The sequence below is a fragment of the Thioclava sp. F42-5 genome, from assembly GCF_002213195.1.
GTDB lineage: Bacteria > Pseudomonadota > Alphaproteobacteria > Rhodobacterales > Rhodobacteraceae > Thioclava > Thioclava nitratireducens.
The window spans coordinates 800083-814329 of the sequence record NZ_NBNZ01000002.1 but is presented as its reverse complement, the minus strand read 5'-3'; the positions used below and the strand labels follow the sequence as shown (position 1 = coordinate 814329).

Annotated in this window: 14 protein-coding genes; 6 read left to right on the top strand and 8 right to left on the bottom strand. The window is 64.4% G+C overall.

Going from position 1 to position 14247, the window contains the following annotated elements:
* Positions 1-203 precede the first annotated feature (203 nt).
* From B6V74_RS09230 to B6V74_RS09210, 5 genes are all read left to right on the top strand, one after another.
* Complete coding sequence (locus B6V74_RS09230; protein WP_088722586.1) at positions 204-599, top strand: cupin domain-containing protein; 396 nt, start codon at positions 204-206, stop codon at positions 597-599.
* A gap of 247 nt (positions 600-846) precedes the next feature.
* Positions 847-1503: a TetR/AcrR family transcriptional regulator gene (locus B6V74_RS09225; protein ID WP_075775610.1), complete on the top strand. Its 657-nt coding sequence runs from the start codon at positions 847-849 to the stop codon at positions 1501-1503.
* A complete protein-coding gene (locus tag B6V74_RS09220; protein ID WP_075775611.1) occupies positions 1496-2449 on the top strand; it encodes an HlyD family efflux transporter periplasmic adaptor subunit in 954 nt (317 codons plus the stop codon). The genes B6V74_RS09225 and B6V74_RS09220 overlap by 8 nt, the downstream gene beginning before the upstream one ends.
* Complete coding sequence (locus B6V74_RS09215) at positions 2446-3420, top strand: ABC transporter ATP-binding protein (RefSeq protein WP_088722585.1); 975 nt, start codon at positions 2446-2448, stop codon at positions 3418-3420. The genes B6V74_RS09220 and B6V74_RS09215 overlap by 4 nt, the downstream gene beginning before the upstream one ends.
* On the top strand, positions 3417-4550 hold the full coding sequence (locus B6V74_RS09210) for an ABC transporter permease (RefSeq protein ID WP_088722584.1): 1134 nt from the start codon (positions 3417-3419) through the stop codon (positions 4548-4550). Before B6V74_RS09215 ends, B6V74_RS09210 begins: the two co-directional genes overlap by 4 nt.
* A gap of 109 nt (positions 4551-4659) precedes the next feature.
* Here the strand turns inward: B6V74_RS09210 and B6V74_RS09205 are convergent, their stop codons facing one another.
* On the bottom strand, positions 4660-6924 hold the full coding sequence (locus B6V74_RS09205; RefSeq protein ID WP_088722583.1) for an adenosylcobalamin-dependent ribonucleoside-diphosphate reductase: 2265 nt from the start codon (positions 6922-6924) through the stop codon (positions 4660-4662).
* A gap of 159 nt (positions 6925-7083) precedes the next feature.
* Here B6V74_RS09205 and B6V74_RS09200 point away from each other — a divergent pair, with 159 nt between their 5' ends.
* Positions 7084-7509: a DUF1489 domain-containing protein gene (locus B6V74_RS09200; RefSeq protein WP_075775615.1), complete on the top strand. Its 426-nt coding sequence runs from the start codon at positions 7084-7086 to the stop codon at positions 7507-7509.
* Here B6V74_RS09200 and B6V74_RS09195 read toward each other — a convergent pair.
* The 7 genes from B6V74_RS09195 to B6V74_RS09165 form a co-directional block, all read right to left on the bottom strand.
* A complete protein-coding gene (locus B6V74_RS09195) occupies positions 7506-7826 on the bottom strand; it encodes a hypothetical protein (protein WP_088722582.1) in 321 nt (106 codons plus the stop codon). The two genes, B6V74_RS09200 and B6V74_RS09195, sit on opposite strands and share 4 nt — an antisense overlap.
* A 113-nt stretch (positions 7827-7939) precedes the next feature.
* Entirely contained in the window at positions 7940-9547 is a 1608-nt protein-coding gene (gene pgi / locus B6V74_RS09190; RefSeq protein ID WP_088722581.1) for a glucose-6-phosphate isomerase, read from the bottom strand.
* 16 nt (positions 9548-9563) lie between these two features.
* Positions 9564-10235, bottom strand: a complete 672-nt coding sequence (gene pgl / locus B6V74_RS09185; RefSeq protein ID WP_075775618.1) for a 6-phosphogluconolactonase — start codon at positions 10233-10235, stop codon at positions 9564-9566.
* The gene (gene zwf / locus B6V74_RS09180) at positions 10232-11686 is read right to left on the bottom strand and encodes a glucose-6-phosphate dehydrogenase (RefSeq protein WP_075775619.1); all 1455 of its coding nucleotides are present in this window, start codon (positions 11684-11686) and stop codon (positions 10232-10234) included. The genes pgl and zwf overlap by 4 nt, the downstream gene beginning before the upstream one ends.
* A 106-nt stretch (positions 11687-11792) precedes the next feature.
* The gene (locus tag B6V74_RS09175; protein ID WP_088722580.1) at positions 11793-12293 is read right to left on the bottom strand and encodes a DUF2478 domain-containing protein; all 501 of its coding nucleotides are present in this window, start codon (positions 12291-12293) and stop codon (positions 11793-11795) included.
* 64 nt (positions 12294-12357) lie between these two features.
* Positions 12358-12900 carry a PIN domain-containing protein gene (locus tag B6V74_RS09170; RefSeq protein ID WP_088722579.1) on the bottom strand — a complete coding sequence of 181 codons (543 nt, stop codon included), beginning with the start codon at positions 12898-12900 and terminating at the stop codon, positions 12358-12360.
* Positions 12900-14108 carry a class I SAM-dependent rRNA methyltransferase gene (locus tag B6V74_RS09165; protein ID WP_088722578.1) on the bottom strand — a complete coding sequence of 403 codons (1209 nt, stop codon included), beginning with the start codon at positions 14106-14108 and terminating at the stop codon, positions 12900-12902. Before B6V74_RS09165 ends, B6V74_RS09170 begins: the two co-directional genes overlap by 1 nt.
* Positions 14109-14247: the final 139 nt, after the last annotated feature.

Genomic DNA, 14247 nt, shown 5'->3' with positions numbered 1-14247 from the left:
GAATGAACCTGCACATTCATGGCTCTTGCTCATGAGTGCTGTAAAGATTCCACCGATTATCCTGTCGCCCCTGCCGCACTAGGTTGCAGGGCATGAACCGAAGTCGTGCACTTCAAACCTCCCGTCTATGGCGGGCAACTCTGATTTCGAGAACCTGCGCGGCTGAGCCCCGCACTCCCCTACCCCAAGAAAGGAGTTTTCCCATGAAGATCATTCGCTCCGGCACCAACGCCTCGATGCAGGGCCCCGAAGACTGGTTCACCGGCACCGTCCGCGTCGACCCGCTGTTTCAGGCCGAAGAGCCCGGCCGCACCTCGGGCAGCCATGTCACGTTCGAGCCCGGCGCGCGCACCGCATGGCACACCCACCCGGCGGGCCAGACCCTGATCGTCACCTTCGGGCGCGGCCGCGTCCAGCGCGAAGGCGGCCCCGTCGAAGAGATCAGCCAGGGCGATGTCGTCTGGTTCCCGGCAGGCGAAAAGCACTGGCACGGCGCCTCGTCCGACACCGCGATGAGCCATATCGCGATTCAGGAGAGCATCGACGGCTCGCCGGTCACATGGCTCGAGAAAGTCGCCGACGAAGACTATAACGGCTGACCCTGATGGCCGGGCCCGCGCGGCTCGGCCTTCTCTCCAAGAACGAAACGATGCGAGCAGCTTCCGCGAGTACCGCTCGTCGCAAGCGGCTGGGTCCGCTCTCCATCTCCCGCACTCCCGACCGCACCTTTATCCAGCGACACAGCGTGGCCGGCACCGAGCCCTACTCTTTCGCGGACTGCATTGAACCGGCGAGGAAGTATTCAAAGTCATTGCTACTGACTGACCGGTCAGTTACTTTCTTTCCATGACGACTTCCGACTCGCCCGAGCCCAAATTCCGCCGTCGCGCCGAGGCGCGGCCCGACGAGGTGCTCGACGCGGCCCTCACGCTCTTCGAAGAGAAGGGATACGCCCATACGTCCGTGGCCCAGATCGCCAAGACCGCAGGGCTCTCCAAAGGGGCGGTCTACCTCTATTTCCCCTCCAAACAGGCCATTCTCGAAGGCTTGGTGCGGCGGGCTGTCTCTCCGATCGCCGCGCGGGCGCAAGCCCTTGTCGAACTGAGCTCCGACGACGCGCGCGGCACGTTGCGCGCGCTGTTCTCGCTGATCGCGACTTCGCTTTCGGACCCGAAGGTGCTGGCGATCCCCAAGGTCGTGATCCGCGAAGCCGTCGTCGCCCCCGAGATCGCAGCGATGTATCGGCGCGAGGTGTTCGACCACGTCTTGCCCGCAGCGACTGAAATGGTGCGGCAGGGCATAGCGTCAGGCCAATTGCGCCCGGTCGATCCCGAACTGACCCTGCGCTCGGTCATCGGTCCCATCGTCGTGCATCTCTTGCTTGCGGAAATCTTCAACGTCGTGCCGGAGGGCGGGCTCGCGATCGACCAGTTGATCGAGAACCACCTCGATATCCTGTTCCACGGCGTTTTCCTGTCCACAGAAGGTTCGACCGATGCTTGATACCATCCTCGCCTGGATCAGCGCACTGCTCGCCGCGATCATTCCCGGCTACGGGGACGCCCCGGTGCCGCATTACTCGGGCTATGTCGAAGGCGAATATGTCTACGTCGCCCCCTCGGTCACCGGACGCATCAAGACGCTGGCGGTGGTGGAAGGTGACACGGTGAAGGCCGACCAGTTCCTGTTCGACATGGATTCGACCAAGCAGCAGGCAGCGGTCCGCGCCGCCGAAGCCAAGATCGGGACCGCGAGCGCCAATCTGAACAACCTCGAAACCGGCTCTCGCGACCCGGAGATCGAGGTAATCAAGGCCTCGCTGGAACAGGCCATCGCGCATCGCAATCTCGCGGAATCCGCTTTGAAGCGCACCGAAGATCTGTTCGCCCGCGAGATCGTCGCGCAGGCCAAGGTGGATGTCGACCGCGCTGCGCTCGAAGAGGCCGAGGCGCAGGTCGCCCAACTCAAGGCTCAGCTCGAAGTGGCCGCCCTGCCCGCGCGCAGCGCACAGCTTCTGGCTGCCCAGAAAACGCTCGAGGCAGCGCAGGCCGATGCCGATCTCGCGCGGTCGCAACTCGATGACATGACGGTCGCCGCGCCGGTGGAGGGGCGGATCGAGACGGTCTATTACAAGGCCGGGGAAGTGGCCGCAGCGGGGGCGCCCGTGCTGTCGATCCTGCCGCCGAACGCGCTCAAGGTCCTGTTCTTCCTGCCCGAGGCCGAGCGCGCCGACTTTGCGCTCGGCGATCAGCTGGAGATGGAGTGCGACGGCTGTGACACCGGCATCAAGGTGACGATCAGCAAGATGGCTTCCGAGCCGCAATACACGCCGCCAATCATCTATTCCCGCGAAGAACGGTCGCGGCTCGTGTTCCGCGCCGAGGCGCGCATTCCTGCGGGCGCGACGCTCCTGCCCGGCCAGCCGGTCAGCCTGAGGCGAGTGAAATGACCACGACGCCCGCCGCGACCTCCGAGCCCGAACCCGCGATCGAAGTGCGCGGGCTGACGAAAATCTATGGTGGCAAGAAGGTCGTGGACGCGGTGGACATGTCGGTGCCGAAAGGCGCGATCTACGGCTTTATCGGACCCAACGGCTCGGGCAAGACCACCACGATCCGGATGATGTGCGCCCTGCTCACCCCCGATGGTGGCGAAGGTCACACCCTTGGCTACGACATCCGCAAGGACGCGCGCCTGATCAAGGAAAACGTCGGCTACATGACGCAGAAGTTCTCGCTCTATGGCGATCTGACGATCCGTGAGAACCTCGACTTCATGGCTCGGATGTATCGGGTGAAAAACCGCAAGAAGGTGGTGGACGAGACGCTGCGCACGCTCGGCCTCGAGGGGCGCGGCAAGCAGTTGGCAGGCACGCTGTCGGGGGGCTGGAAACAGCGCCTCGCGCTGGCTGCGTGCATGCAGCACAAACCCGCGCTCCTCTTGCTCGACGAACCCACCGCCGGGGTCGACCCGAAGGCGCGACGCGACTTCTGGGACGAGATCCGCCAGCTCAGCAAGCAGGGCGTCACGGTGCTGGTCTCGACGCATTACATGGATGAGGCGGTGCAATGCGACTACATCGCCTATATCGCCTACGGGAAGAAGCTGATCGACGGGCCGGCGGCCGAGATCCCCCATCAGGTCGGCCTGACCACCTGGCGGGTCTCCGGCCGCGATCTGATCCAGCTAGAAGACGATCTGCGCGCCGATCCCAGGGTCGAACAGGTGGCGCGGTTCGGCGCCCAGCTTCATGTCTCCTCGACCGACAGCGCCGGGCTTGACGCGGTCGTCGCTGAAAAGCGGAACGAAAACGACGCACGCAAATGGGAGAAGAAAGAGGCCGAGCTTGAAGAGGTCTTCATCTACCTGATGGCGACAGCGGCCGACAATTTCGGTGTCAACGGAGGCCCCTCCGCATGAGCTGGTTCTCTCTGTCGCGTTTCGGAGCGGTGCTCTACAAGGAATTCATCCAGATGCGGCGCGACCGGATGACCTTCGCGATGATGATCGGCATCCCGATCCTGCAGCTGATCATGTTCGGCTACATCATCAATTCCGACCCGCATCACCTGCCAACCCTGATCGAGATGGCCGACGAGAGTCCGGTGGCGCGCGCGGTGCTGTCAGGCATGGAAACCTCGGATTACTTCAAATTCGAGGGCATCGTGACCAGCGCCGAAGAGGGCGCTCGCGCGCTTCGCGACGGCACCGCGAATTTCGTCGTGGTCATTCCGCCCAATTTCGAACGCGACATCGTGCGGGGCCTCTCGCCGAAGCTGCTGGTCAGCGCCGATGCCTCCGACCCGACGGCGGTGGGGACGGCCGTAGGCGCCCTGGCGGGGATCGTCGACACCGCGGTGAAGCAAACGTTCGAGGGCCCCCTCGCCCCGGTCGCAGGGCAGTCGCCGCCGTTCTCGGTCGTCGTGCACAAGCAATTCAACCCGGCAGGCGAAACCTCCCTGAACATCGTGCCGGGGCTGATCGCCGTGATCCTCGCGATGACCATGGTGCTGATCACGGCCATCGCGATCGTACGAGAGACGGAGCGCGGCACGATGGAGACCCTGATCGCTACACCAGTCCGACCGCTCGAGGTGATGCTGGGCAAGATCCTGCCCTATGTTGTGATCGGCTACATCCAGACCATCGTGTTCCTGATCGCCGGGAAGCTTCTGTTCGGGGTGCCGTTCCTCGGATCGGGTCTGGCCTTCTTCATCGGCTTCAACCTCTACATCGTGGTGAACCTCGCCCTCGGCTTCCTGATCTCGACCCTCGTGCGCACCCAGATGCAAGCGATGCAGGCGAGCTTCATGACGATCCTGCCGACCATCCTGCTCTCGGGTTTCATGTTCCCCTACGCGGGCATGCCCGGCTGGGCACAGGTAATCGGCGCGGCGATCCCGGCCACGCATTTCCTGCGGATCGTGCGCAAAGTGATGCTCAAGGGCGCCCACCTGGCCGACATCACCGGCGACCTGCGCGCGATCCTGATCATCGGCGTGGCGATCATCGTCATCTCGCTGCTGCGCTACCGGCAGACGCTGGATTGATGCCGGTCCAGCAAATGAAATCAGATCGAAGATCGTAACCCGCTGGAACAGAAAAGCCCCTGACCAGACGGTCAGGGGCAGATCTTTTCAAATCAATGGCCGGATCAGCTCAGCCGCATTTCGAATGGCCGCAATCGGCGCAGGTCATGCAGCCTTCGACCATCCGGAGGGCGTAGGAGCCGCAGGACGGGCAGGCCTTGCCGCGGGGGGCTTCGCCGATGGCCATACGGTCGGCCTCGGGGTCGGATTTCAGGCCCATGCCCTCGCCTTCGAGGAAGCCGATGGAGATCATGTGACGCTCGATGACGCCGCCGATCGCCGCGAGCATGGAGGGGATGTATTTGCCCTGCATCCAAGCGCCACCGCGCGGATCGAACACGGCTTTCAGCTCCTCGACCACGAAGGAGACATCGCCACCGCGCCGGAACACCGCCGAGATCATCCGGGTCAGCGCCACGGTCCAAGCGAAATGCTCCATGTTCTTTGAGTTGATGAAGACCTCGAAGGGACGGCGATGGCCGCCTTGGACGATGTCGTTAATCGTGATGTAGATCGCGTGCTCCGAGCCCGGCCACTTGATCTTGTAGGTCGAGCCTTCGAGCGCCGCGGGACGGTCCAGCGGCTCGGTCAGGTAGACCACATCGGCGCCCTCATCGACTTCCGGCGCGTCTTCGGACTTCTCGGAAACGCTGAGAACCGAGCCGGTGACGTCGTTCGGACGGTAGGTGGTGCAACCTTTGCAGCCGGTGTCCCAAGCTTCCATATAGACCGATTTGAACGCCTCGAAGGGGATATCCTCGGGGCAGTTGATGGTCTTGGAGATCGAGCTGTCGACCCATTTCTGCGCCGCCGCCTGCATCCGGACGTGGTCCATCGGCGCGAGCGTCTGGGCATTGACGAAATAGTCGGGCAGCGGTTTGTCTCCGAACTTGTCGCGCCACATCTGCACCGCGTAATCGACCACTTCTTCCTCGGTGCGCGAACCGTCGGGCTGAAGCACCTTGCGCTTGTAGGCATAGGCGAAGACCGGCTCGATGCCGCTGGAGACGTTGCCCGCGTAGAGCGAGATCGTGCCCGTGGGCGCGATGGACGTCAGCAGCGCATTGCGGATGCCGTGCTCGCGGATCGCTTCGCGCACGTCGTCATCCATTTGCATCATGTTGCCCGAGGCGAGGTATTTCTCGGCGTCGAACAGCGGGAACGGCCCCTTCTCCTTCGCGAGATCGACCGAGGCGAGATAGCTCGCCCGCGCGATCTGCTTCATCCAGGCTTCGGTTTGTGCCGCGGCCTCTTCCGAGCCATAGCGCAGGCCCAGCATCAGGAGCGCGTCGGCCAGACCGGTCACACCCAGCCCGATGCGGCGCTTGTTCTGCGCCTCTTCGCGCTGCTGCTCCAGCGGGAAGCGCGAGGCGTCGACCACGTTGTCCATCATGCGGATCGCAAGGCGCACCATCTCGTCGAGCTGCTCGGGATCCAGCCCGGCATCCGCCTCGAACGGGTTCGTCACCAGCCGCGCGAGGTTGATCGAGCCCAGCAGGCAGGCGCCATAGGGCGGCAGGGGCTGCTCGCCGCAGGGGTTGGTCGCGGCGATCTGCTCGACATAGTTGAGGTTGTTCATCTTGTTGATGCGGTCGATGAAGATCACGCCCGGCTCGGCGTAGTCATAGGTCGCGCGCATGATCTTGTTCCACAGATCGCGGGCGTTCAGAGTGTGATAGACCTTGTCGCCGTATTTCAGATCCCACGGACCATCCGCCTTCACGGCCTCCATGAACGCGTCGGTCACCAGCACGGACAGGTTGAACATCCGCAGACGGGCCGAATCCTGCTTGGCGGTGATGAAGCTCTCGATATCGGGGTGATCGCAGCGCATCGTCGCCATCATCGCGCCACGGCGCGAGCCCGCCGACATGATGGTGCGGCACATCGCATCCCAGACATCCATGAAGCTCAGCGGGCCGGAGGCATCGGCGGCGACACCCTTCACCTCGGCCCCGCGCGGACGGATGGTCGAGAAGTCGTAGCCGATTCCCCCGCCCTGCTGCATCGTCAGCGCGGCTTCCTTGAGCATGTCGAAGATGCCGCCCATGTTGTCGGGGATCGTGCCCATGACGAAGCAGTTGAACAGTGTCACGGCGCGGCCCGTGCCGGCACCTGCGGCGATACGGCCGGCAGGGAGATATTTGAAATCTTCCAGCGCGCCGTAGAATTTCTCTTCCCATTTCGCGGGCTTATCCTCGACCTCGGCCAAGGCGCGCGCGATACGCCGCCAGCTGTCTTCCACGGTGGCGTCGATCGGGGTCCCGTCCTGCTCTTTCAGGCGGTATTTCATGTCCCAGATCTGTTCGGCAATCGGGGCGGCAAAACGGCTCATGAGGTCCTCGTGGCAGCAGTTCGAGTGAGGTCAGAAATCGAAAGCCCCCGCCGCATATCGTGCGTCGGGGGCGGGCTGACACTATACCTAAGGCCTCTTCGCATGACCAGACGCAAATCGGACATTGCCGTCGCGGGAACGAAATCCTAGTTAAGGGGCATGGGTGACAAAGTGGTGAATCTGATAAAACTGTGCGTCGGCGCCGAGAAGGTCGAAGACCTGATCGCGTGGCAGGCCAGCCGTTATGGCAAAGGGCCGGCGATGCATGTCACGCGCATGTGGCCGAAACGCGCGGACGAAATCCTCAACGGCGGGTCGCTGTACTGGGTCTTCAAGGGCGCGGTGCTGGCGCGCCAGCGCATTCTGGAACTGTCCGAGGTGATGGGCGCGGACGGGATTGCGCGCTGCGCCATCGTGCTCGACCGCGAGGTGATCCGGACAGAGGCCCTGTCGCGTCGCCCCTTCCAGGGCTGGCGTTATCTCAGCCCCGAGGATGCACCCCGCGATCTGCCCAAGGGCCGTGCCCGCGAAGAGGCTCTGCCCCGCGAGCTCGCCGTGGCGCTCTCGGAAATCGGCCTGCGCTAAGAGCCGAGCCAGCGTTCCGCCTCCGCCTGCACGGTAAAGATGCGGAACGCGCCGCCCTCGCCCTGCAAATCCGCCTCGGAGCGCATATCCTCCGGCACGACCAGCGCGCAGCGCCCGGCCTGACCGTCTTCGCAGCTTTGGCGCAGCCCGCCGATCAGTTCGGCCATGTAGCCATCGAAGCGCGGCGCGACGACGACCATCATCCGGTCCGCCGTGCCTACGAGGCGCATCGCCTCGGTCACGTCATGCTTGAGAACGGTGCCCGAGGCGCGGAGTTCCGCGACGCCTTCGGGTCCATCTTCCATCTTCTCGATCATCGCGAAAATCCTTCACTCGAACCTTGGCGGGTGGAGCGTCCCGGCCTGCAAGATGAACGGAAGGATAACCGACGCGGTTCCGCCCGCAGGCGGGACCGCCGAACACGTTTGGATCAGCCGCGCAGCGACTGGACCCGGGCGACAAGCTGCCGGGTCGAGCCGTCCTTGCCCTCTCCCGCATCCTCGCCTTTGAGCACCGGCGCAAGCGCAAGCGCCAGTTCCTTGCCCAACTCCACGCCCCATTGGTCGAAGCTGTTGATGCCGAGGATCACGCCCTCGACGAAGACGCGATGCTCGTAAAGCGCGACGATCCCGCCGAAGACCTCCGGCGTGAGCTTCGGATAGAGCAGCGTCGTCGATGGCCGCGAGCCCGGAAAAACACGGTGCCGCGCCTGACGGTCCAGCTCATCGCCCTCGAAGCCTTTCTTGCGCATGATCTCGGTCGCCTCGGCCAGCGAGCGGCCCCGCATCAGCGCCTCGGATTGGGCAAGGCAGTTGGCCACGAGCAACATGTGCTGATGCGCCAGATCGGGCTCATGCCCCTCGGCCGCGACTATGAATTCGCAGGGAATGACCCGCGTACCCTGGTGGATCAGCTGGTAGAATGCGTGCTGGCCGTTGGTGCCCGGCTCGCCCCAGACGACGGGGCCCGAATTGTAAGGCAGGTTCTTGCCATCCATGCTCACGCGCTTGCCGTTGCTCTCCATCTCCAGTTGCTGAAGATAGGCCGGCAGCCGCGCAAGCCTTTGATCATAAGGCAGAACCGCACGGGTGGCGTAGTCGCAGAACTGGTTGTGCCAGATACCCACCAGCGCCAGCAGAACCGGCAGGTTGTCCTTGTAATCGGCGGCGCGGAAATGGGCATCCATCTTAGCGGCGCCTTTGAGGAAATCTGCGAAATCCTCCGGTCCGATCGCAATCATCAGCGACAGCCCGATCGGCCCCCACATCGAATAGCGCCCGCCAACCCAATCGGCGAACCCGAAGACGCGTGCCTCGTCGATGCCGAATGCGGCGGTCTTGTCAGCAGCGGTCGAGAGCGCTGCGAATTGCTGCGCCGGGTCCGCAACCTTCTCGGCCATCCAGCGCTTTGCCGTCTCGGCGTTGGTCATCGTCTCGATCGTGGTGAAGGTCTTGGAGGCGACGATCACCAGCGTCGTTTCCGGGCTCAGGCCGGCCAGCGTGTCATGGATATGCGCCCCGTCCACATTGGACACGAAATGGCAGCGGGGACCGTCGTGATAAGGCGCAAGCGCCAGCGTCGCCATCGCCGGGCCAAGGTCCGAGCCGCCGATGCCGATATTGACCACATCGGTGATCTTGCCGCCCTCCCCCTTGAACTTGCCCTCGCGAACGTCGCGGGCGAACGCTTCCATACGGGCATAGGTTGCGCGGACATCGGGCATGACGTTCTCGCCATCGACGAACACGTCCGTGTCGAGATTGCGCAGCGCGGTATGCAGCACTGCGCGGCCTTCCGTGTCGTTGATTTTCTCACCGGTGAACATCGCTTCCGCGCGGGCCGCGACGCCCTTCTCCTCGGCCAGCTTCACCAGCAGGTCGAGCGTTTCCGAGTCGATGTTGGTCTTGGAGAAATCGAACAGGAATGGCCCGGTTTCGCGGCTGAAACCGGACGCGCGATTGTCCTTTTCGAACAATTCCGCGATTTCGCGGGACTGCACGGATTGCGCCTTGTCGAGGAGGTCTTGCCAGATGGTCATCGGTGAAAGTGCTCCCTTATTCCGCCCAGTGCACGGTCGCGTCCTTGAGAACGGCGCGCACCGGCGCCTGTTCCACGGGGAGCTTTTCCGCCGCTTCGATCGCCGCGCGCTTCTCCGGCCCGGTGATCAGGATATGCGTGTGCATCGCATCGCGCAGCACCGGTGCCGAGAGCGTGATACGCGGCTCGCCCGCAGCTTCGGCGCGCATCGGCAACAGGATCGGCGCCTCGTTCGACAACGCCTCTTTCAGGCGGTCGGCACCGGGGAACAGGCTCGCCGTATGCATATCCGCGCCCATACCCAGAAGCAGGACGGAGATCGGCAGATGCGGCTCGATCCCGGCAGCCAGTTCCGTCATTTTGTCCTCGGGCTGCTCCGCTTCGGCATAGAGCGGCACCAGCGTCGCCGCCGCCGCCCGGCCCGTCAGGAGCCGCGCGCGGATCAGGCGCGTATTCGACCGCTCCGAGGTTTCGGGCACCCAACGCTCGTCATTGAGCAGCACCGCGACCTTGGACCAGTCCAGATCGATATCCGAGAGAATGTCGAATATCGGTCCGGGCGTGGAGCCGCCCGGCACCGACAAGGTCGCGCGGCCCTCGTTGTTGATTGCCGCGCGAAGCTGGCTCGCGATGCGGTCCGCAAGCCCCATCATAAGCATCTCGCGATCGGGGTAACTTTCGAAATTCATTCGCGAATCTCCCGCCAGCGGCGGCCGTCCCGATGCATCAGCATCAACGCGTCATCGGGGCCCGACGAACCGCTGTCATAGCTTTGAGGTTTGTCGCCGCGCGACTCCCAGCCTTCGATGATCGGATCGGTCCAGGCCCAAGCCGCTTCAACCTCGTCGCCACGCATGAACAGCGTCTGGTTGCCGCGGATGACGTCCATGATCAGCCGCTCGTAGGCGTCGGTGATGTCGGCCTCTTCGCCCAGAGCGTCCGCGAAGGACATATCGAGCGGCACCTGCACGAGGCGCATGCCGCCCGGCCCCGGCTCTTTGATCATCATCTTCAGGTTCATGCCCTCGTTGGGCTGGAGCCGGATCACGAGCACGTTCTCGCGCCACTCGCCCTCGGCCTCGTCGAAGATCTGGTGCGGCGGCTGCTTGAAGGTGATCGCGATCTCGGACGTGCGGGCCCGCAGCCGCTTACCGGTGCGCAGGTAGAAGGGCGTGTTGACCCAGCGCCAGTTCGCGACATGGCATTTCATCGCGATATAGCTCTCGGTCGTCGACTCCGGGTCCTCGGCATCTTCCAGATAGCCGGGCGCATCCTTGCTCGCCACGTATTGGCCGCGCACGATATCGGCAGGTGCGACAGGCTGCAGAGCCCGGATCACCTTGAGTTTTTCGTCGCGCACCGCATCGGGGTCGAAGTGGTAAGGCGGCTCCATCGCGATCAGGCACAGAAGCTGCATCAAGTGGTTCTGCACCATGTCGCGCATCGCGCCCGACTTGTCATAATACGATCCGCGACCGCCTACGCCGACCGTTTCGGCGACCGTTATTTGCACATGATCGACAAATTGGCTGTTCCAGAGCGGCTCGAACAGGATGTTGGCGAAGCGTACCGCCATCAGGTTTTGCACGGTTTCTTTACCGAGATAATGGTCGATCCGGTAGATCTGTGTCTCGTCGAAATACTCCGCGAGGACGGCGTTGAGCGCCTTGGCAGAGGCGAGGTCGCGCCCGAAGGGCTTTTCCACGACGATCCGGGCATCCGGCCCAGCGATCCCGCGCTTGTGCAGCCGCTCCGCGAGGTCGCCGAACAGCGAGGGCGCCACCGAGAAGTAGAACGCGTTGACCGTGTCGCCGCGGACTTTCGATTTCAGATCATCCCAGCCGCCATCGCCTTTCGCATCGATCGCGACATAGTCGAGCATCGGCAAGAACCCGTCCAGCGCGCCTTCGTCGTCGCATTTGCTGCCACCGAATTCGGCGATCGCCGCGCGGACCTGATCGCGGAATTCATCCGGGGTCATCTCCGAGCGCGCGGCACCGATGATGGTGGAGCCTTCGGGAATCTGTCCCGCGCAATAGCGCCGAAACAGGCCGGGGAGAATTTTGCGATTGGCGAGGTCGCCAGTGGCGCCGAAAATCACCAGGTCGAAACGTTCGACGGGAATGACGCGCGAAACCATGGGCTGCTCCGTGTTTGGGGTCCGTTAGCGCTAACGACCCCCTTGTACTCACCTTAGCGGAACAAGTCTAGCATGGCAGCGGCGCGAGACAACGTAAGGGCGCGGATTAAGCGCTCTCACGCGAGAGAAATGCCTCAAGCGCCTGAATATCCGGCAGGATTTCTTCGGCCAAACCATCCGTGAACGCCGCGAAATCCGCGCGCGTTTCGGGCGGAACGGACAGAAGCACCGGAAAATCGGAGGCCATCGCCTGGGCGATCAGGTCGCGACAGCCGCGCCCCGCGGCTTCCTGTTTGCCGAACTTGTTGAGGATCACGATGGTGCCCGGTTGCGCCATCTCGAGCGCATGGCCGACCTGTGCGACGACCTCTTCGAGCGCACCCGCGTCGAGCGAACACGCCCCCGCGCCCTGCCCCAGATCCTGCGAAATCGTGCGGGTTTCGCCATCGGGGAGGATGCGCAGATGCATCTCGCACTCGAACCGCTGCGGCACCTCGGCGCGCACCATGCCAATCACGTCGCGCCCTTGCGACAGCAGCCTGTCGGCGAGCTGGGCAAGGAGCTTGTCGGCCGCGCCGCGCTCTTGGCATGTGATGAACCCGATCATTGCGCCTGTTTGGCGAGGCTTTCGCGGGCGGTCAAGGGGCCACGCCCTGAGACGGAGCGCAAGATCACGCCGCCAACGCCTTGCCGAAGCGCGGCAGACGCGCCCGTTTCATCAGCGCCCGGATCGGCTGCGGCTCGCCCGACAAACGCTCTGCCTCGGCGCGTACGGATTCGGTGATGGCGCGCATCTGCTCGGGGTGCTCGGACAGAAGCTGCCAGAGGAACCCGTCCGGATCACGCCGCTCCAGCCCCTCGCCCGCCAGTGTCCCGCGCGGGAAGTCCTGCGCGTTGAAGGTCAGGATCGCATCGGCGCTGCCCGCGATCGCCACGGCCAGAACGTGCAGATCGTTTTCGTCGGGCAAGACCAGCCGGTCCTCGATCCCCGGCTGCGCCGCCACCTCGGCCTTCGGGAAGGTGGCGCGCAGCAGCGCGATCTCGCCCCGCGCAACCGCTTCGTCGGCGGGCGCGCGGCGCGCGGCGGCCCGCGCCCATTCCTCGAGAATCCGCGCCGACCAGAGCGGACGATAGAGCCCCGCCTTCGCCGCCCCGATCAATATCTCGCGTAGCACCGTCGGGTAGAGCACGCAGGCATCGAGCACGACCCGCATCAGTCGAGCCGGAAGAACAGTGATTTCAGGTAACCTGATTCCGCCAGTTGCGGCAGCATCGGGTGGTCCGGCCCGGCATAACCGGTGTGGATCAGCTGCGCGGACCGCCCCGCCTTGCCGATGCCACGCGTGCAAGCTGCGCGGAATTGCGACAGATCGGCGGCGTGCGAGCAGGAGCACAGCACCAGATAGCCGCCCGGTTCGACCAGCGGCGCGGCCATCCGGGCGATCCGCTCATAGGCACGCAGCCCCGCTTGCAGCGCGGGCTTGGCGGGGGCGAAGGCGGGCGGATCGCAGATCACCAGATCGAACCGCTCATCTTCTTGATCCAAAGCGTCGAGCGTATCGAAGGCGTCCCCCTGACGCGTCGCGAACCGGGCGCTTGCGCCCATCGCCTCGGCGCCCTTGCTTGCCAGCTCGAGCGCCGACGCAGACGCATCGACCGACAAAGCGGATTGCGCGCCACCGGCCAGCGCGGCCAAGGCGAAGCCGCCCACGTGAGAGAAGACATCCAGCACCCGCGCGCCCTCGGCCAGCCGCGCCGCAAATGCGTGGTTCGGGCGCTGGTCGTAGAAAAGCCCAGTCTTCTGCCCGCCCATCAGATCGGCGAGGTAAATTGCACCGTTCATCGGCACCTCGACCGGGGCGTCGATCCCGCCACGGAGCGTGACCATCTCCTCGTCGAGACCTTCGAGATTGCGGGCCCGGCCCGCGCCGTTCTTGATGATCGTGGTGACGCCCGTGACCTCGGCCAGCGCGGCCTCGAGATCCGCGATCATCACCTCCGACCATGCCGCGTTCGGCTGGATCACCGCCGCGTCACCGAACCGGTCGATGATGACACCGGGCAGCCCGTCCGCCTCGGCATGGACCAAGCGATAGAAAGGCGCATCGAACAGGCGCACGCGCATCTCGAGCGCCCGGGCCAGCTTCAGAGTGATCCAGTTGCGATCGATCACCGCCTCGGCGTCGCGGCTCATCACCCGCGCGATGATTTTGGAGTTCGGATTGACCGTAACCGTCGCGAGCGGTCGCCGCTCGCCATCCTCCAGCGTCGCGATCGTGCCGGGCGCGATCGCCTTGGTGCGGCGGTCGGTCACCAGTTCGTCCGCATAAACCCAGGGAAAGCCGTGGCGGATCGCGCGGGCCTCGGCTTTCGGGCGCAGCCGGACGGTCGGACGGGTGGCGGGGTCTTCGGACTGGCTCATCGGGGGCTCCTTGCGCGCGCTGTCTCAGGCGCGGCCTTCCTAGCGCCAAGCGACCCGGCGCGAAAGCCCTCGCGCTTGCCGCATCCCCGCTCTGCCCCAGATAATCGACAAAGGGAACGGGTTGCGGCGTTAGCGCTAA